The organism is Winogradskyella tangerina, assembly GCF_003260205.1.
Taxonomy (GTDB): Bacteria; Bacteroidota; Bacteroidia; order Flavobacteriales; family Flavobacteriaceae; genus Winogradskyella; species Winogradskyella tangerina.
Genome location: NZ_QERF01000002.1, coordinates 310,108 through 329,731, shown reverse-complemented (window position 1 = coordinate 329,731; position 19,624 = coordinate 310,108). Strand labels below are relative to the sequence as shown.

The 19,624-nt window shown below is 36.4% G+C and carries 21 protein-coding genes; 16 read left to right on the top strand and 5 right to left on the bottom strand.

Annotation, left to right across the window (positions count from 1 at the left end; translation table 11 throughout):
* The first annotated feature begins 76 nt into the window (after positions 1-76).
* Both DDY94_RS04185 and DDY94_RS16185 read left to right on the top strand, forming a co-directional pair.
* On the top strand, positions 77-940 hold the full coding sequence (locus tag DDY94_RS04185; RefSeq protein WP_111682788.1) for an N-acetylglucosamine kinase: 864 nt from the start codon (positions 77-79) through the stop codon (positions 938-940).
* Between the two features lie 98 nt (positions 941-1,038).
* Positions 1,039-1,212, top strand: a complete 174-nt coding sequence (locus DDY94_RS16185) for a hypothetical protein (RefSeq protein WP_198658909.1) — start codon at positions 1,039-1,041, stop codon at positions 1,210-1,212.
* Positions 1,213-1,280: 68 nt separating this feature from the next.
* Here DDY94_RS16185 and DDY94_RS04180 read toward each other — a convergent pair whose 3' ends face one another.
* The gene (locus DDY94_RS04180) at positions 1,281-1,637 is read right to left on the bottom strand and encodes a hypothetical protein (protein ID WP_157957238.1); all 357 of its coding nucleotides are present in this window, start codon (positions 1,635-1,637) and stop codon (positions 1,281-1,283) included.
* Positions 1,638-1,856: 219 nt separating this feature from the next.
* On the opposite strand from DDY94_RS04180, the gene DDY94_RS04175 reads away from it, so the two are divergent.
* Entirely contained in the window at positions 1,857-3,194 is a 1,338-nt protein-coding gene (locus DDY94_RS04175; RefSeq protein ID WP_111682786.1) for a M24 family metallopeptidase, read from the top strand.
* Here DDY94_RS04175 and DDY94_RS04170 read toward each other — a convergent pair.
* Together DDY94_RS04170 and DDY94_RS04165 are read right to left on the bottom strand one after the other, a co-directional pair.
* A complete protein-coding gene (locus DDY94_RS04170) occupies positions 3,191-4,465 on the bottom strand; it encodes an MFS transporter (RefSeq protein WP_111682785.1) in 1,275 nt (424 codons plus the stop codon). The genes DDY94_RS04175 and DDY94_RS04170 overlap by 4 nt on opposite strands.
* A complete protein-coding gene (locus DDY94_RS04165) occupies positions 4,465-6,108 on the bottom strand; it encodes an acyl-CoA carboxylase subunit beta (RefSeq protein WP_111683046.1) in 1,644 nt (547 codons plus the stop codon). The genes DDY94_RS04170 and DDY94_RS04165 overlap by 1 nt, the downstream gene beginning before the upstream one ends.
* A 157-nt stretch (positions 6,109-6,265) precedes the next feature.
* Between DDY94_RS04165 and DDY94_RS04160 the strand changes: the two genes are divergently transcribed.
* From DDY94_RS04160 to ettA, 8 genes are all read left to right on the top strand, one after another.
* Complete coding sequence (locus DDY94_RS04160; RefSeq protein WP_111682784.1) at positions 6,266-6,856, top strand: FMN-dependent NADH-azoreductase; 591 nt, start codon at positions 6,266-6,268, stop codon at positions 6,854-6,856.
* 9 nt (positions 6,857-6,865) lie between these two features.
* Positions 6,866-7,396, top strand: a complete 531-nt coding sequence (locus DDY94_RS04155; RefSeq protein ID WP_111682783.1) for an NADPH-dependent FMN reductase — start codon at positions 6,866-6,868, stop codon at positions 7,394-7,396.
* 2 nt (positions 7,397-7,398) lie between these two features.
* On the top strand, positions 7,399-7,680 hold the full coding sequence (locus DDY94_RS04150; RefSeq protein ID WP_111682782.1) for a GNAT family N-acetyltransferase: 282 nt from the start codon (positions 7,399-7,401) through the stop codon (positions 7,678-7,680).
* A gap of 1 nt (position 7,681) precedes the next feature.
* A complete protein-coding gene (locus tag DDY94_RS04145) occupies positions 7,682-8,119 on the top strand; it encodes a MarR family winged helix-turn-helix transcriptional regulator (protein WP_111682781.1) in 438 nt (145 codons plus the stop codon).
* Positions 8,120-8,175: 56 nt separating this feature from the next.
* Complete coding sequence (locus DDY94_RS04140) at positions 8,176-9,048, top strand: pirin family protein (protein WP_111683045.1); 873 nt, start codon at positions 8,176-8,178, stop codon at positions 9,046-9,048.
* Between the two features lie 25 nt (positions 9,049-9,073).
* A complete protein-coding gene (locus DDY94_RS04135; RefSeq protein ID WP_111682780.1) occupies positions 9,074-9,790 on the top strand; it encodes a pirin family protein in 717 nt (238 codons plus the stop codon).
* 114 nt (positions 9,791-9,904) lie between these two features.
* Positions 9,905-10,087 (top strand): CAL67264 family membrane protein, encoded by a 183-nt coding sequence (locus DDY94_RS04130; protein ID WP_111683044.1) that lies wholly within the window; start codon positions 9,905-9,907, stop codon positions 10,085-10,087.
* 2 nt (positions 10,088-10,089) lie between these two features.
* The gene (gene ettA / locus DDY94_RS04125) at positions 10,090-11,781 is read left to right on the top strand and encodes an energy-dependent translational throttle protein EttA (protein ID WP_111682779.1); all 1,692 of its coding nucleotides are present in this window, start codon (positions 10,090-10,092) and stop codon (positions 11,779-11,781) included.
* 69 nt (positions 11,782-11,850) lie between these two features.
* Here ettA and DDY94_RS16085 read toward each other — a convergent pair whose 3' ends face one another.
* Together DDY94_RS16085 and DDY94_RS04115 are read right to left on the bottom strand one after the other, a co-directional pair.
* Positions 11,851-12,075, bottom strand: coding sequence for a hypothetical protein (locus tag DDY94_RS16085; protein ID WP_157957237.1), 225 nt, complete (start codon positions 12,073-12,075; stop codon positions 11,851-11,853).
* A 206-nt stretch (positions 12,076-12,281) separates the two neighbouring features.
* The gene (locus DDY94_RS04115; protein WP_111682777.1) at positions 12,282-13,052 is read right to left on the bottom strand and encodes an MBL fold metallo-hydrolase; all 771 of its coding nucleotides are present in this window, start codon (positions 13,050-13,052) and stop codon (positions 12,282-12,284) included.
* A gap of 167 nt (positions 13,053-13,219) precedes the next feature.
* Between DDY94_RS04115 and DDY94_RS04110 the strand changes: the two genes are divergently transcribed.
* The 5 genes from DDY94_RS04110 (at position 13,220) to DDY94_RS04090 (ending at position 19,600) form a co-directional block, all read left to right on the top strand.
* Positions 13,220-14,560: a coiled-coil domain-containing protein gene (locus DDY94_RS04110; protein ID WP_111682776.1), complete on the top strand. Its 1,341-nt coding sequence runs from the start codon at positions 13,220-13,222 to the stop codon at positions 14,558-14,560.
* Between the two features lie 72 nt (positions 14,561-14,632).
* Positions 14,633-15,679 carry a hypothetical protein gene (locus tag DDY94_RS04105; RefSeq protein ID WP_111682775.1) on the top strand — a complete coding sequence of 349 codons (1,047 nt, stop codon included), beginning with the start codon at positions 14,633-14,635 and terminating at the stop codon, positions 15,677-15,679.
* A gap of 78 nt (positions 15,680-15,757) precedes the next feature.
* Positions 15,758-17,719: an AAA family ATPase gene (locus tag DDY94_RS04100; RefSeq protein WP_111682774.1), complete on the top strand. Its 1,962-nt coding sequence runs from the start codon at positions 15,758-15,760 to the stop codon at positions 17,717-17,719.
* Positions 17,679-18,302, top strand: a complete 624-nt coding sequence (locus DDY94_RS04095) for an NUDIX domain-containing protein (RefSeq protein ID WP_232817812.1) — start codon at positions 17,679-17,681, stop codon at positions 18,300-18,302. The genes DDY94_RS04100 and DDY94_RS04095 overlap by 41 nt, the downstream gene beginning before the upstream one ends.
* A 62-nt stretch (positions 18,303-18,364) precedes the next feature.
* On the top strand, positions 18,365-19,600 hold the full coding sequence (locus DDY94_RS04090) for a DUF6638 family protein (RefSeq protein WP_111682773.1): 1,236 nt from the start codon (positions 18,365-18,367) through the stop codon (positions 19,598-19,600).
* Positions 19,601-19,624 lie beyond the last annotated feature (24 nt).

Sequence of the window (19,624 nt, the reverse complement as noted above, 5' to 3'; positions counted from 1 at the left end):
AATCTCGCATATTAATTATGAAATTCCGTAGTGTTATTTTAATTTGAGCATTGCGGAATTTTTTTAAACTCAAACTATGATTTTAATTACAGACGGTGGTTCTACAAAGTGCGATTGGATAGCCATTAACGAAAATGGTGAACAAGCTGCAGAAAAAATTAGAACCAAAGGTTTAAATCCGGCGATAATTGAAGAAAAGAAACTCAGAAAAACTATAGGTCGAAGTGAAGAACTTATGAGTTTAGTCGATGAGGTTTCTCATGTCTTCTTTTATGGTGCAGGTTGCGGTACCGAAAAGCCTCGACTATTGTTAAAATCAGTTTTAGAAGACTACTTCCCTAAGTCAATTGTTGAAGTAAGAGAAGATACTTATGCAGCCGTTAGAGCTTGCATAAATACAAACGACGAAGCTGCTGTGGTATGTATTTTGGGAACAGGATCTAATTGTAGTTATTTTGATGGTCTTCAATTGCACCAACGCGTACTTAGTTTAGGGTATACCTTGATGGATGATGCTAGTGGTAATTATTTTGGGAAGCAGTTAATAAGAGATTATTATTTCAACAAAATGCCCGAAACTATAAAACTGGCCTTTGAGCACAAACATAATTTAGATGCTGATTTCATTAAGTTCAATCTGTACAAGCAAGCTAATCCAAGTGCTTATTTAGCAGATCATGCTGAGTTTATGTTTTTAAACAAAGACTCGAGTTATATTCTCAACTTAATTAAAAAAGGTATTCGTCTGTTTACAGAGAATATGATCATGCAATTTAAAGAAGAATTAGATTCTGGCGTGCCGGTTCATTTTGCGGGTTCGATAGCGTATTTTTCTCAAAATGAAATCAAAGAGGTCGCAGAAGAATACGGCTTTAAAGTTGGTAATTTTGTGAGACGCCCTATAGATGGGCTCGTGGATTATCACGTTAAAAATCTATAGTTTGCTTTTAATAAGCTGTTAATAAATCTCAATCTTGCTATTGTAAAACTTATAATTTGGTTATATCTTTGCAGTGCAATTAAAAATGAAACGCAATTATGTTCGAATTTGATCAGTATTTAGGATTTTTAGCATTTTTAACCATATTAACAATTGGTTTCTGGTTAATGATTTTCCTTTTAACTTTTGTAATTCCTTATTGGTTATTTGGTGCTACTATGGAGCGTTTAAAAGAAATGAGAGAAGAGAAAAAAGCGGCGCGCGAAGCGTAGTTTTTAAAATATAAAATTAAAAAAAGGGTGCTATTTAGCACCCTTTTTTATTGGCCTTAATTAGTAGCTTAGGGTTTAATCAATTTTCTGGAAATTATTTCTCCAGATTTCAATTCAATGGTTATTTGATAGGAGCCAGATCTTAAGCTTCTTAAATAGATTGTTTTATCAAACTTGGTGATTGAAATTAGTTTTCGTCCACCCTTATTGTAGATATTTAACTTCTTGATTTTCTCGGTCGGAATAGACAAAATTAGACCATCAGCATCATCATAAATTATAGTCTTTTTTGCTGAGTTATCAGTGCTAGTTACGGTACTAAAATTTACAGAATTTTGGGCTTCAATACCGTAATTGGTATTGAGCATAAAAAGCGTCAGTAAAAAAACGCAAATTGTTGGGGCAATCGCAGATTTTTTCATCATTAAGTAGGTTAAGTGATTTCAATATAGAAATACAGCATTTATTGAAACTGAAAATCACACGTATTTTCGACGAAAAACACCCTTTTTTACGATTATACTTACAAAAATGATCAAAATAAAATCAAATATTAGGCTTTTATACCTCGTTAACACTCACAATCAAAGTGTTAGCCTCATCTTATTTTTCAGTATTTTTATGTTTGAATTATTACCCAAAATATGAAACTAATCATCTCCTTTCTATTTCTCGTTTCTACAGTAACCTATAGTCAGCAAATTTTACCTGAAAGGCAACGTGCTGAAGTCGTAGATAATATCCTGAAGGATAGATTCGATAATTTACTACCAGAACTTATGGACGATACCGGTTTTGATATGTGGATTTTGATCTCTCGAGAGTATAATGAAGACCCTGTTCTTAAAACCATGCTGCCAGCTACATGGCTCAATGCAAGACGAAGAACCATTCTTGTTTTCTATAGAAATAAAGAACAAAACACCATAGAAAAACTTGCTGTAGCACGTTATAATTTCGGCGAAAATATTATTTCGGCCTGGGATAAAGAACAACAACCAGATCAATGGAAACGACTCGTTGAAATAATTGAAGAACGCCAACCAAAATCGATTGGACTAAACTATTCCGATAATTTTAATATTTGTGACGGAATCGTAAAAACAGATTATGAAGCCTTTATGGAAAATTTACCTAAAGACTATTATTCTAAGGTAAGATCTGCAGAAAAATTGGCGATCAGCTGGATAGAAACGCGCACTGAAACCGAAATGATAATTTACAATCAATTGGTTGATATAACCCACGATATCATTGCTGAGGCCTTTTCAGAAAAAGTTATCACGCCAGGAATAACCACTACAACAGATGTAGAATGGTGGATGCGCGACAAGATAACAGCATTGGGACTAGAAACGTGGTTTCACCCAACTGTCGATGTGCAGCGCACTGCCGAAGAATTAGGAAATCATTTATATGCCTTTTCCAACCGACCCGAAAACATGGTAATTCTTCCGGGTGATCTTGTTCATTGCGATATTGGGATTACTTATTTAAGATTGAATACGGATTGCCAGGAGTTGGCCTATGTTTTAAAACCTAATGAAACTGAGCCTCCTAAATTTTTGCAGGAAGCACTTCAGGATGGAAATAGAGTTCAGGATATTTTCACATCCAACTTTGAAACAGGGAAAACTGGTAATCAAATCTTGAAGGAATCCCTTGAACAGGGTAGAGAAGAAGGGTATCGACCAGCAATCTATACGCATCCGCTTGGCACCTATGGACATTCATCAGGAACAACTTTGGGCATGTGGGATGCACAAAACGGTGTTCCTGTAAATGGCGATTATCCCTTGCATGAAAATACGGTTTATGCCATTGAATTAAATACAACTGTTAATATCCCTGAATGGAAACGCGATATCCGCATTATGCTCGAAGAAGCCGGATTTTGGGGTAAAGATGGATTTAGATATGTGAATGGGAGACAAACAAAATTGCTAACGATTCCACGTATAAAATCTCATCAAGGCAATTAGGATGTCGTTTTTTGATGTCGGTAGAAAATGAAGGAGGCAACTAATCCTACAAAGGTGAATATGCCCATAATACCAAAGGCATGTTGCAGACCTAAAACACCTTCATTGGCATCTAAAAAATAACCCATGAGCAAACCTGCGAAAATATCGGGAGTGTATCCTACCACAGAAATAAATCCTACTACAGTTCCTGTGAGAGCAACAGGAATTTTTGCTTCTTCAAGAGTTGCAAAATATAATACTCGAGCTGAATAAACACCCAGTGCCATTGTTCCTATAGATAAAATAAAAAGTAAGGTTTTTGAGTCATCAATAATACCTAGGTAAAAGATAAGGCTTGTTATAGTCATCAGTAAAAATCCAATAACAATCCATAACGATGCACGTGTTCTGTCTGCTAAAAGTCCAATAACCACGCCAATTACGGGGCGTACGTATAGAAGATAGGTTCCTATTTTGGCGGCCTCAATTTTGTTGTAAAGCATAACTTGTTCAGCATACTGACTAAATAAATCAGTCATTTTATAAGCGTAATAGGCACAAAGAATAATGATCATTAATAACCAAACAGCGCGGTATTGGGCCACTTTTTTGAAATTATTAATGGTTAAAAGCTTCTCCTTTTTTTCGGACTTGATCCCACCAGATTCCTTAAATCTTAAAAAGAAGTATACAATAATACCAATCGCTAAGACAGCAAAGGAGGTAAATTGCATAACTTGTTTGAAGGCTAGTCGTCGTTCATCTATAGAGGTTAGCTCAATGTCTTTTGTAATAAATAGTGAAAAGATTAGTACTCCAGCTGATCCAAAAAGGGCGGCAACTAAGCCTCGTCCACCATCTAAAAACCCAAAGGCAATACCTTGCTTATCAGAACCACCCCAAATTCTTGTGGCTTTGATCATCGCAGCCCAGAACAAAAAGATGGTCGTAAACCCCCAAAATCCGTATAGAATATGTAACTGATAAAGTGAAGGATAAGTCGCTAAATAAAACCCACCTAAGGCTGTAAGAATCAATGCCGAAGACATCAAGACATGAGATTTGAATCGATCAGCTAATGGTCCGCCAAAAAAATAACTAACCAAAGCGACTGTTCCATAGGCCGAAAAACAGCTTCCTATTTCAATTTGCGAAATACCAAAGGATTCTAAAAATGTCGTTCGGAAAATACGTTGTAACACAAATGGCAATATAAAAATAGCCTCTGCCGCCAAGATTAATAATAATATGACATACAAAGGCTGTTTTTTATTTGTGCTTTCCTTCATTAAACCTGTAGAACCCCTAAGTTAAAAGGTTTTTCAATAGGAGCATGGTTGGCCGCTTCAATGCCCATACTTATCCAGGTTCTAGTATCTAATGGGTCGATAATGGCGTCTGTCCATAAACGAGCAGCTGCATAATACGGTGATACTTGATTATCGTATCTCGATTTAATTTTATCGAAAAGTTCTTCTTCCTTTTCTTTGGTTATGGTTTCACCCTTCTTTTTGAGTGAAGCCGTTTCAATTTGCAACAACACTTTAGCAGCAGACTTACCACTCATCACTGCCAATTCAGCACTTGGCCACGCAACAATTAAACGCGGATCATAAGCCTTTCCACACATCGCGTAATTACCAGCACCATAACTATTTCCTATAACAATGGTGAATTTTGGAACCACCGAATTACTTACAGCATTTACCATTTTGGCACCATCTTTAATAATACCTCCGTGTTCAGATTTGCTCCCTACCATAAATCCAGTAACATCTTGTAAGAACACAAGTGGGATTTTTTTCTGATTGCAATTAGCGATAAACCTCGTGGCCTTATCTGCCGAATCGTTGTAAATTACACCACCAAATTGCATTTCACTAGGTTTAGTTTTGGCGCCTTTGGTTTTTACAATCTGACGTTGATTCGCAACAATACCAACAGCCCAACCATCAATCCGTGCATAACCCGTAATTATAGTTTGACCGTAACCAGCTTTGTATTCTTCAAATTCTGAATCGTCGACCAGTCGATTGATGATTTCGTTCATATCATACTGATCAGCTCTACTATGAGGCAAAATGCCATAGATGTCTTCTGGATTTTCTTTCGGTTTTGAGGCCTTGATTCGATTAAAACCGGCCTTATCAAAATCACCAATTTTGTCTACGATGTTTTTTATAGTATCTAAGGCGTCTTTATCGTCTTTCGCTTTATAATCTGTTACTCCCGAAATCTCGCAATGCGTTGTAGCACCACCTAATGTTTCATTATCAATTGATTCGCCGATTGCGGCCTTAACTAAATAACTTCCGGCTAAAAATATACTACCCGTTTTATCAACAATTAAGGCTTCATCACTCATTATTGGAAGGTAAGCACCACCAGCAACACAACTTCCCATAACAGCAGCGATTTGAGTTATGCCCATACTGCTCATCACAGCATTATTTCTGAAAATCCGACCAAAGTGTTCTTTATCAGGAAAGATCTCATCCTGCATTGGTAAAAACACGCCAGCACTATCCACTAGATAAATAATAGGTAATCTGTTTTCGATTGCTATTTCTTGTGCACGTAAATTTTTCTTTCCCGTGATCGGAAACCAGGCGCCTGCTTTTACGGTAGCGTCATTAGCTACTACCATACATTGCTTACCTTTAATGTATCCTATTTTTACGACGACACCTCCAGACGGACAACCACCATAGTCTTTGTACATGTCTTCACCGGCAAATGCACCGATTTCTATAGATTTAGACTTAGGATCTAATAGGTAATCGATACGCTCACGAGCTGTCATTTTGCCTTTGCTGTGGTGCTTTGCTATACTTTTCTCACCACCACCAAGCTTTACTTTAGCGAGTCGCTTCTTTAATTCGGAAAGGAGTAATTTATTATGATCTTCGTTTTTATTGAATTTGATATCCATTAATGCAGATTTATTTGCTACGAATTTACGAAACATAACTTTTAAATGTTAAAGCTATTTTCTAAATGAAACGTTAAATATATATAACATGGAATTATATTCCTTGGAAAATAAATTTATTTATTGTAGATTTGTTCTGTAATTAAAAACATGTATCATGAAAATATTAAATATCAATTCGAGTAGTAACAGACAAAGTTCGATTTCTACTGGCTATGCCGAAAAATTAATAGACCGTATAAAAGAGGTTGAAGATGAAGTTAGTATTGTTGAAAGACATACAACATATTCAGATATACCATTTCTGAATGAAGAAATGTTAGCCTCATTATTTGTGAAGGGTGAACGAACAGAATCACAGGTAGATGCACTAAGAAAATCGCAAGAGTTGGTCGATGAACTCATCGAAGCGGATACCATTATTATCTCTGCACCAATTTATAATTTTTCTGTGCCCGCTTCTTTAAAAGCCTATTTTGATTTAATTGCCAGAGCAGGATTAACCTTTCAATATACTGAAAATGGACCAGTGGGGCTACTTAAAGACAAGAAGGCTTACGTAGTAATTAGTAGTGGTGGAACTCAAATTGATAGTGATATTGATTTCGCTGGAAAGTATATTAGACATTTCCTTGGTTTTATTGGAATTACCGATATAGAAATGATTAAATTAGATCAATTGATGTTCGATGCTGAATCGAAGCAAGAAAAAGCAGATAATCAAATTAAAGAATTACAATTAGCCTAAAACCAGATCATGAAAAAAATTATTGCATTTGCAGGAAGTAATAGCAGTACCTCAATTAACAAACAACTCGCAACTTATGCGGCGAGCCAAGTAAGTGATGTAGAGGTAAAGGTTTTGGATCTTAATGATTTTGAAATGCCTATTTACAGTTCCGATAGGGAAAAAGAAAACGGTCATCCTGAGGAAGCCATTGCTTTTGTTGATGAAATTAGAAATGCAGATGGTATTGTATTATCCTTAGCAGAATATAATGGTGCTTATTCAGGAGCCTTTAAAAATGTATTTGATTGGGCATCGCGAGTAGAACAAAAAACCTTTTTGGGTAAACCAATGTTACTTATGGCGACCTCTCCAGGTGGAAGAGGAGGTGCGTCAGTTTTGGCAATGGCTTCTGATCGCTTCCCTCGACACGATGCCAATATTGTGGGAAAGTTTTCTCTACCGTCTTTTGGAATTAATTTTCAAGACGGAAAGATTATTAATTCAGAATTAAACGAAGCACTTTTAGAAGAAGTTAAACAATTTGAAGAAAGTCTGTAATCATGAAAATACAACAGTTAGAAAACGAAAAGAAAGGTGAGTTTTACTACGAAGTAGACGGTAGTAAATTAGGACTTATGACCTATAGTTATGCAGGTTCAGATAAGATTATTATTGATCATACTGAAGTTGATGAATCTTTGAAAGGTCAGGGTGTAGGTTATAAATTGGTTGAAGCAGCAGTGCTTTTTGCAAGAGAAAATAACTTGAAGATTATGCCTCTTTGTCCATTTGCAAATGCTGTTTTTAGAAAGCGTAGCGAATACAACGATGTAAGATTTTAGAATGGGAGATTTAGCAAAAGATATCAATTCAAAGTTTGAAAATAATAGAGTAAAAGCTTTACTCAACATTATTTACACAGCCAATTGGATAAATAGTTGTCAAAACGAACATTTCAAAACTTTTGGTATTTCACCCCAACAATATAATATCCTGAGAATATTACGAGGTGCAGGTGAGCCATTAAATGTTCAAACCATAAAGGATCGCATGCTAGAGCGTTCTCCAAACGCAACGCGACTAATGGATAAACTTTGTGCTAAAAATTATATAGAGCGACTACCTTCAGAACACGACAGACGTGTAGTAAAGATCGCCATTACTCAGGAAGGCATTGACTTATTGAAGTCTATACCTAACACTTTAAATAAAGAGTTACTTAAAAATTTGAATGAAGAAGAAGCCAAACAATTAAGCGATCTCTTAGATAAAATGCGATAGTGCATTTTTTTAATCAAATATTTTCCATGGAAAATATTTTAATGACAAATAAAACAATGAAAACAAATTCAATAAAACGAATAGGGCGTAGCGACTTTGTAAATATGGGTCCAATCAGACTACGTCAACCACTGCCAACGCAGCAAATAGATATGATTGATCCATTTATTTTGTTACATCATTATGGTCCTTACGATATAAGTCCGGAGAAGAATCCTTTCGATCTTGGTCCACATCCGCATCGTGGATTTGAGCCTGTAACATTCTTGGTGCAGGGTGAACAATTACATCGCGATTCGCTCGGCAATGAAAGCGTAGTAAAGGCAGGTGATGTACAATGGACTACCGCCGGACGAGGTATTATTCATGCTGAAGGACCAACAAAGGAATTTGTGAATCGTGGAGGCACTATTGAAGGTATTCAGCTGTGGTTGAATCTACCTTCAGAAAAGAAAATGATGCAACCCAATTATCAACACGCAAAAAGCGAAGACTTTGAAGTTGTTAACTCATCAGATGGTAAAATAAATACAAAGATCATTGCTGGTGCATTAGCCGGAAAGACAGGAAAAATAGTTACACAAACTGCCGTTAATGCATTTATGATCGAGGCGAAGCAAGGTGGAGTAGAAACCATTAATTTTCAATCTTCACATCAAGGAATGCTGTATTTGCTAAAAGGCACGGTTAAAATAAATGACCAAGTCACTTTAAGTTTGAACGAAGATCAACTTGTGTATTTCCATCAGGATGGCGACGGATTTACCTTAGAAGCGCAATCTGATAGCTTGCTTTTATTTCTTTCGGGTGAACCTTTAAAGGAAGAAGTAGCAACTTATGGACCTTATGTGATGAATACGCAAACAGAATTGCTAGAGGCCATGCGCGATTATCAAATGGGTAAAATGGGATTTTTACCAGTAAATTAAATATAAACATTAAAAATAAATTCATATGAAAACTATAATTCACAAAGCAGATACAAGAGGATATGCAGATCACGGATGGTTGAAATCACACCATACCTTTAGCTTCGCAGGATATCAAGATCCAGAACGAATGAATTTTGGTATGCTTCGCGTACTAAATGACGACGTAGTGCAGCCGAAAATGGGCTTCGGTACACATCCACATCAAAACATGGAGATCATTTCCATTCCGCTTAAAGGCGCACTTTCACACAAAGATAGTATGGGGAATAAACGCGCTATTGAAGTAGGTGAAGTTCAGGTAATGAGTGCTGGTACTGGATTAACACATTCAGAATTTAACGACAGCAAAACAGATGAAGTTAATTTTCTTCAATTGTGGATCATTCCAGAGGAAATGAGCGTAGAACCTAATTATGAACAACGTGAGTTTTCAGATTCAGGTAAACGTAATCAACTTCAAACTGTAGTCGCTCCGAAAGACAAATTAGAAGGTGAAGCCTTGCCTATAAGTCAGCAAGCTTATATTTATAGGAGTCACTTAGAGGCTCATCATAGTTTGAATATTGACTTGAGATCACCAAATAATGGACTTTATGTTTTTGTAGCAGATGGCGAAATAAATGCTGCAGACACGCATTTAAACAAACGAGATGCAGTAGGTATTTCTGAAACAGATAAGGTACAAATATCGGCGCATAAAGATTCTGATTTAGTTATTATTGAAGTTCCGATGAGTTAAATTATTCAATTCATTTTGAAGCATTAAAAAAAGCATTCTTGTTTAAGAATGCTTTTTTTTGGTTTTTATCACGATATTTGTGTTTCAACTAACTTTCAAAAAAATTATAAGATTATGGCAATGAACAAGAATACCGTACTTGCATGGGCTACTGTGCTCATGATTATAATGGGTGTTTTATTAATACTAATGGGAGCATACCGATACGACGATGTCGCAGGATGGGGTTTTGCAACCGTAGGCATTGGTTTTTTTGCAATTGCGTGGGTGTTTAATGCTTTAAAAGGACGAGTTTAATTATGAGCGACGATAAGAAAGTCATTTTTTCAATGGCTGGTGTAACCAAGACATTTCAATCGGCAAATACACCAGTACTCAAAAATATTTACCTCAGTTTTTTCTATGGTGCTAAAATTGGTATTCTAGGTTTAAATGGTTCGGGTAAATCCACCTTATTAAAGATCATTGCAGGCGTAGATAAAAATTATCAGGGTGATGTTGTTTTTTCACAAGATTATACGGTTGGTTATCTAGAACAAGAGCCGCAACTCGATGATGAGAAGACTGTTATGGATGTCGTTAAAGAAGGCGCTGCTGAAACGGTGGCAATTCTAGATGAATACAATAGTATAAACGAACAGTTTGGTCTAGAAGAAGTTTATAGCGATCCAGACAAAATGGAAAAACTAATGAATCGCCAAGCCGAGCTTCAAGATCAAATAGATGCTTCTAATGCTTGGGAATTAGATACCAAATTAGAAATCGCTATGGATGCACTACGCACACCTGATGGCGATAAAAAGATTAGTGTCCTTTCTGGTGGTGAACGTCGCCGTGTGGCCCTGTGCCGTTTATTGCTACAAGAACCTGATGTACTTCTTTTAGATGAGCCTACCAACCACTTAGACGCAGAATCTGTTCATTGGTTAGAACATCATTTAGCACAATACAAGGGCACGGTTATAGCCGTAACACACGATAGATACTTTTTAGATAATGTTGCTGGTTGGATTTTAGAACTCGATCGAGGAGAAGGTATTCCGTGGAAAGGTAATTATTCCTCTTGGCTAGACCAGAAATCGAAACGTTTGGCACAAGAAAGTAAATCGGCATCAAAGCGCCAGAAAACATTGGAGCGAGAGCTAGAGTGGGTTCGTCAAGGAGCAAAAGGGCGTCAAACAAAGCAAAAAGCACGTTTGAAGAACTACGATAAACTGATGAACCAAGATCAAAAGCAACTCGATGAGAAGTTAGAGATCTATATACCAAATGGTCCTAGACTGGGAACCAATGTTATAGAAGCAATCGGAGTTGCTAAAGGATATGATGACAAATTATTGTACGACGATCTCAATTTCAATTTACCTCAAGCCGGAATTGTTGGTGTTATTGGTCCGAACGGAGCAGGGAAGACCACCATTTTTAGAATGATCATGGGAGAAGAAACTCCTGATAAAGGTGAATTCAAAGTTGGTGAGACAGCTAAGATCGCCTATGTAGATCAGAAGCATGCTAATATCGATCCTGAAAAAACCATATGGCAAAATTTCAGTGATGAACAAGAATTGGTGATGATGGGTGGCCGACAAGTCAACTCAAGAGCTTATTTGAGTCGATTTAACTTTTCGGGTAGCGAACAAAATAAAAAGGTAAGTTTACTATCTGGTGGTGAAAGAAACCGCTTGCATTTGGCTATGACCTTAAAAGAAGAAGGTAATGTTCTACTTTTAGATGAGCCAACTAATGATTTAGATGTCAATACATTAAGAGCATTAGAAGAAGGTTTGGAAAACTTTGCTGGTTGTGCAGTTGTTATTAGTCACGATAGATGGTTCTTAGACAGAATATGTACGCATATACTCGCCTTTGAAGGAGATTCTCAAGTCTATTTCTTTGAAGGTGGCTTTAGCGATTATGAAGAAAATAAGAAGAAGCGTTTAGGAGGCGATATTATGCCTAAACGTATAAAGTATAAAAAGCTAGTAAGATAACTAGGCAATGACTTCAAACAAAAAAGCCAGCGAAAGCTGGCTTTTTTATTAATATTTTCTGTGGTTTGGTTAATTATCTCCGTATAGATGACCGCTGGTAAAATCTTTATAGGATTCATCAACATCCTTAAATGCGTTAGTTTCCATCAACTTTTTATTTTCAGCTTTTAGTCTATACATCTTTATAATGGCGATGATAATAAAAACTAAAAAAATAGATGCTACTGCTATCAGAATCATCGTCAGTTGTGTCGTGGTCACTATTAAAGCCTTGGAAAGCAGTCTGTTAAGCATGATTAATTTTATTAGATTTGGGTTCTATGGTGCTAATATAGAAAAAAAACCCTTTCCAAATGCTTTATTTAGAAGAAATTACATAGTAATTGTCAACAAAAACATCGGTGAAACGAATAAAAAACACGACGAAACGCAGTGTTTTCGGCTAAAAAACACGATTCGGTGAGTTGTTAACAACTCTAAATTTTAACATATTAAAAATGCTAATACCACTTCAAAAGTTGAACATTTATCGATTTATCCTCTTTATTAACCATACTCTTGAATAAATTCACGTCACTCAAGCCGTCGGTGCCTCGGTAGTGATAAGGATAAACAGTTTTTGGTTTGAATTCTAAAACAGCACTCGCTGCGCTTTCTACAGGCATCGTATAGGGTAAATTCATACATACAAATGCAAGGTCAATATTTATTAGATTGCGCATTTCAGGTATATCTTCGGTATCGCCAGAAATATATATACGTTCATTGCCGATATTCAATACATAGCCATTTCCTCGACCTTTAGTGTGAAATTTTAAAGCTTCCTCTCTAAGATTATACATCGGTATAGCCTCAATCTTTATAGCATTGTGTGTATAGGAGTCGCCATTATTAATCGTAACGGTTTTTGGGCTGATTGTAGTCGGAATCTTGTCAGTAACTGCTTTAGGAGCAACAACTGGTACTTCAGTTAAATTTAGAGCTTCTAGAGTAGATTTACTGAGATGATCTCCATGAATATCAGTTATGAGTACTAATGTTGGACTTTTTTGTCCTTCAAATGCTTTTTTACCACCAGTTGGATCAATATAAATGACCTCCTTATCGGTTTCAAGAATTAATGTTCCATGAGAGATCGGAACTACTTTAATTGAGCTTTCAGGATTTTGCACCTCTTTATCAGATGCGATATCAACATTTTTTTTGTTGTCATTACACGAAAAAAATGCAAATAAAAGAGTTAGAATAACAATGTATTTTGATAGTTTCATCGATTTGTTTTGCTCTAAAGATATTCAACAAAAAGCAACATTTAAAATACTGTAACATTTTTATCACAATTGCTACCTATAATTTGCTGGTAAAGTTTTTATAGTCTTAAAAAAATTACCGAAATTGCTTATCCTAAAAATTGTTCAACTAATTAACACTATATAATATGTCTGATGATTTCGATTTATTAGAGACAAACTCACAAGAAAAAGCTGAAAAAGTAGATGTCAACTGGGGAAAGGCCATAGACCAAATGAAGTCTAAATTGGCGCAGGAGGATGATCCCGAAAGTCGTCAGAAGATTTTAAACGCCACATTAGATAATGTGGTAGATATGGCTGAAAAGGACCGAACTACTCTTCTTGATGCCATAAAAGACCTTACTGATTATCAGGATGAGGTGGGTATTATGTTCGAAGGTTTCTCGGCACTTAATGAGGCCGAGCAAAAGATTATCGATGATGCTGTTAGACGTCTGGAACGTGCTAAAGTTGAGCTTGAAGATGCCAAAGCTAAACCAGATACCTGGTGGAATAATCTTTGGGGTCGTAAAAGTAAGATCAAAAAGGCTGAAGAAGAATTAGCTTCTGCTCAGAAACAACGTGACGGTGCAGATAATAGAGCAAAGGCCATGTTCCAAGAGCGTATTGAAACAGCTGATGTTCAGACTTTATTAAACGAGTTGTCTTTTAAAAGTCAGGCTGCGATTAAGCGTTTAAAGGATAGAGAGCTCGAAATCAAAGAAGTTGAAGAAAGTCTCAAAATTGCAATTGTTGAAGCGAGCAACAACCACACTAAAGCTCTTCAGAAGAAAGAAGAGGTAGAAGCGCGACTAGAAGAACAGTACGCTTTGTTGAAGCAAGCCAGACAAGCATTAGAGGAGGTAGCTGATAAACAATCTCCTGAATATTCTGAGGCATTAGAAAAAGTTACACAACTAGAGCAAAAAGTAGAGGAGCTTGAAGGTCTTAAAAATGCATATATAACCCTTGCGGCTTCAAAAGATAGTTTTGTTCATAAACATAATCTTACCATTAAGGTTTTAACTTCATTGCGTAGTAATCTACAAACTCATCGTGCTAAATTGAAGTCAGATACCGATGAGCGATTAAAATACTACGATGGATATGTAGTGGCATTGAAGGCCAGAACCGATCAAGAGTTCGCTGCAATTTTAGAGCATCTTGGAGTTAAAACTGATGAGCATATTGGTGAAACCCTCGCCGCTATGCACACAGCAAGCGCGAAAGCACGTCAAGAGATGATGGATAATATTCCGGTTCATGAGAAAGTTATGCAGGGAATCTACGGAAGTTACGCCGAAGCGCTTAAGGATATCAGATCGAAAGATGCTGAAATCCAGAAGAATTTCGCAGACCGTTATGGGATTGATATGAAAGAGATTTTCACGGAATATTATAATGCTGATCCTAATGCACCAAGCGAAGGTGGTGAACCTGAAGGTGAACCAAAACCTGAAGCCAATGAGGATGATCTCTTAGGGTAGAAATAGTGTTTAGTAATCAGTGTTCAGTCACAATTAATTAAAAAAACACGACTGTAAACTACCAAGTAGAAAATGATCGTAACACCATTAGATTCAGCAACACTCGATTCTAAAGAGCAATACGTATTCTATCATAAAATGATAGATTTCTCGCTCAAGGAGCTTATATCTGCTGTTCAAGCGAAGCAAATATTGAATGAGCAGGAAATTCTGCTATTCAAACAGTATACAGATTTGTTGTTGTATTCTATTGAAGCCATGCGTGTTAAGTACATGTATGATGACGACGAGAATATGAAGGTCGATCTTACGGATTCAAGCTTTCCTAATTATTTAGAATTTCGTTATTTATTTAATGATCTGGAATTGCGTGAAGAATTTCTTAGCAGGCTTACCGATGTTGAAGTCCTTAAGGATGAATTCTTAGACACCTTGATGCGAAAGAAGCAACCGATCTCCAAACGAAAGCTATTCCAGGCGTCGTCTATTGTTTATTATACGTCAGCACGTAAAGAGTATATATTTAACCGCTTTGTTCAAGGTAAGATCATCGAGGCTCCAAAAGGTTCATCTTCAGAATATTTGGTGAGTTGGAGCTTTTATGATGTTACACATAATAGACCTTTTATTTGCTATCTGTATTTCAACTATGACGGCCGAGATGTTCAAGGCTATAAAGACGAAATTTACAGCGTATTAAAAAATACCTCTGACCGCGAAATGGCTTTAGATACCATGGCCTATGCCATAGATAAAAGGCTTCCGAAGGTATTACCAAAACTAATAAGACGAATTGACCTCGGGCCAATTCACAATGTATTTGCCAAGGACGAGAACGAATTAACACATGCGATTTTAGACGGCATTGCAAAAAAGACTATACCGCTTGAATCTTATTTGATATCCTTCAAAATAGATGAACTTAATTCTGAAAGTGAATTTAAAGAAGGGAGCTTTTTTAGTAAGCAAACCTTTCAGAGATGGGGCAATACATTCAGACAGCGTTATGTATTTGCACCGCATAGAATTATACAATTGTTATATAATAAAACCCCTGAGATCATGAATAAACTAGCCATTCCGCCAGTTCAGGTCTCAGATTTAAAAATTGAAAAATAAGCTAGCAGTTAGGAGTTAGAAGCGTGAACTCACAACTCATAACTTATAACTTATAACTTAGAACTTTTTACTTAAAAGATGGAACACAATTCAACCTTTCCGATAAAACAAAATGAACTCGATATGCTTCGCGATGAGGCAACATCCTATTTGAAATCTATTCAATGGGAACAAAGTCAACGCGCCAAGAATAGAGATAATAACGGTAAGGACGAATCTATTTTGCTTTATCTATCTCGGGCCAATAATGGAAGTAGTGTGTCAGTGACTTCAGTTTCTAAAACCATTCTTTCCTTAAAGAAGCGATTATTACCAGAGTCTGTGGCCATTCCAATTTATCTTAATCATGCTTTATTTGCTGTTCAGGAAGGCATTACCTTAGGATTGTGGATTAAGGATAGTTATTATGATGCTTCAGGTTTATCTACTTTGTACGAAAATAGATCGGCCCTCGATAATGCAGGTAAACGAGAGTACGAAAGTAAAATGCAGACGGCAACAGCTTTCATGTTGTTTGCAACCGCTTATAAGATATTACACGATTTAAAACCACATGCTTCAGACGACCTTACCGTAATGAAGCAAAAGTTTGCCGGGATTCCTGAGGTGTCTTTGATTACACCACTCAAAGGAATTTCGTGTCAACTGTTTTATTATGATAAGTACTTAGGGCATCCAGATATTATAAAAACGGACAAGGATGTCATCGATTTTACGGTTGTTTATTTTGAAGCACTCATCGATGAAATTCAATTGCGTAAAAGTTCTTTAGAATATACCGGGACTATAGTTGACAGAGCCTATAAATTAGAAAACTCTGACTTTGCAGTAGATGGCTGGAATAACGTATTCCAAGGTACTGCTGTTAGCGTTGAGTTTAATAAAATTCAGTTTGAACAGATCGTTGGTAATAAAGATGCAAAGCATTTCGCTAGAAGATTAACAGAACGTTTGTTAAGCTACGATTTTGAAGCTAAGAAGAATCCATTTCAAGAATTAGGTGGTTTTATGCCAGTTTTTATGGGTTATGGAATACCAGGTACTGGAAAGAGTATGCTTATTGCTGCCATCGCTACACGATTAAAAGAGCATAGCGAGAATTTAGATATTCCGTTTTTGTTCCATCCAATGCCAGATACTCTGATCTCAACATTTCAAGGAGGTTCTGCTGAAAAAATGGTTGAATGGATGAAACCTTTGCAAGACCCAACACGCTTAATATTTGCACCTATTGATGATGCTGAGAATAATCTACAGGAACGTACTGCTCAAGGCGTTTCTGCTGGTGTAAAAGAGGTGATTGGGGTTTTCTTACGCTATACTGAAGGCGCTTATGCCGTAAACTATGGGAATAGTTCAATCGGTTTGTTTACCAACCTTCCTGAGATGTTAGATAAGGCGGTAATATCACGTGTGCAAGGGCGATTTAAAATTGATGGTGCCCGAAATGAAAAGGACTTCGTTGATCAGGATTATCTCTGGTGGCGTAGTTTAGAAGAAACCATGCCGAATTTCATCAATATGGATAATCCAGATGATTATAAATATTTGGATGCGCAAAAAGTTGCGAAGAATCTTGGTGAAATTTTAGAGAAAATAGATAAGCCAACAGAGGAGCGCGTTCTCGATACTTTTGAAAAAGTGGCAAGAAAGTACGACGATGACGATCATATGTTTTATGCACATTTATATACCGAAATACAGAAGATATTTCCATTTTTCTCTTCTCGTGATGTAAGAAATATTCAGAAAGCGGTTTCTCTGAGACTAACGGATTTTGATCTTGAATCAGATTGGTTTGAAAATCCAGAGACCTATTTCAAAAAGGACTACGATACCAAATTTGGAATGCTTCAAGAGTTGATGCGTGCCAATATGAAAGGGCTCGACTTTAGTGATATCAGACGACAGGAAGTAGTACGTTATTTAGATAATGTTGCGACTATTGCTGATACGGACTTCAAACGCAAAGTTGATGCAAGAGTAAATCAATTAAATATTGAAACAGAAGCCAGGGAACAATTTGATAAGCGCAGTTAGTCCTTTGAATAATCTAAAAAACATAAAGCATGTAAACCTTTCAAGAGAATGGGCTGTTCTAGATCGTATTGATTACGACTTCCAATTCAAAAATGGCGATTGGAAACGCCTTTCTCGCGAAACCTATAACCGTGGTAACGGTGCAGCTATCTTGTTGTATAATAAGGAAAAACGAACTGTAATTTTAACGCGGCAATTCAGAATGCCAATCTATGAAAATGATAAAGGAGACGCTATGTCCATAGAAGTTTGTGCGGGCGCCATTGATGGAAATGACTCTCCATTAGCGACTATTATCAGGGAGACTGAAGAAGAAGTCGGGTATAAGATCGATGATGCTAAACAGGTGTTAACAGCGTATACATCGCCAGGTGCGTTGACTGAAAAAATGTATCTGTTTGTTGCCGAATATCAAGACAGTATGAAAATAAATGACGGCGGCGGACTGGAAAGCGAAAATGAAGAAATAGAAATACTAGAGTTATCCATTGATAAGACGATTCAGATGATAAAGAATGAAGAAATTATCGATGCGAAAACTATTATGTTGCTACAATATGCTCAAATACATAAATTAGTATAGTTGTGGTTGTTCTTTATAAGAAGGAATATAAAATAAATGACGACCGCCTCAACGGCTAGAAAATGGATAAATTAAAACAGGCAAACCTTTACAGAAGTGAACTCATTCCGGTCAGCGGAAAGTTAGTGGAACGCTATAATAAGTGTTTAAAAACCTTAGGTTTTAAAGAGACTAAACTTAAGTCCTTCTCAATTGACGGCGTTGGATGGAGTCCGGAAGTTGCAGATGAAAAGAAAGACGTTCAGTACCTCAATCACGGCGATGCTAATCCTCATGGAATTATAATTTCGCCATTGCAAAAAGGGAAACCTGTTTATTTACCTTTTCATTCCTTCGATCGGGAAATGATGCAACATATCTTTAGAACACATGGACAAAAGATCAATGATATTACCAGAGATTCTGCGATATGTATTGATTTTGATCAGGATATAGATGTGTTTTATGAACCTTTGGATATTCTGAAGTACGAAGATGTCAAAATCACCTTCAGACTAATTGATAATCTTGAAGAGAAGCAGAGAGAACAGATGCAGCTCGTAGAAAAGTTCCGAAGAGATAATAATTTTATTGATGAACGTATTCATAATGAATTATTAGAGTCGGCTAAGGCTTATGGTGATCTTCGTAACAGAGATCTCAAATTAGAGCCTTTAAAGTTTTCTACAGATTCATTTTATACTAGGGCGTTTGACGGAGTTTATCTATTACGAGATTTTATTAAACCGATTTTAGTTTTTGAGAGTAAAAAGATCTATAAGGAAGCCATTAAGGATACCATTCACGATGTTTTAATTTACCACATTGATCAACGCGAGTTAGTAGATAAACTGAAAAGTCATATCATTATTGAGTGCGATTTGGAGCATATGGTCACAACACCAAATTACGACCGTATAAAGAAGTTTGAACTTTATCAAATACTTCAAGACGCTGAGCATCCTATTAAAGAAATTTTAGATAGTAAATCTCTTTTCAAAAGTTATCTGAATAAAATTGATATTAAGGCAAGAAAGCAAATTATGGGTGCCGAACTCTATCTCGAGCGATTAGAGCGAAGTAATGCTTATAAAATTGAAGATATGGTAGAGCAATCCATGTATTTTGCACTGCACCAACCGCATTCTTCATTATCTACCAAGCATCGTGATTTAATCCATAAATTATTGATCAATATTGCGCCAAAGGACGTACTGTTTCTATACTGGTATGATAAAGAACAATTTTACAAAAGCTATGAAACTTGGGATGATTCCTTTAGAGATTGGGTAATTGAAACGATAAAGGCGAATATTTAGTAGTTGTTGTTTAGCGACTAACAA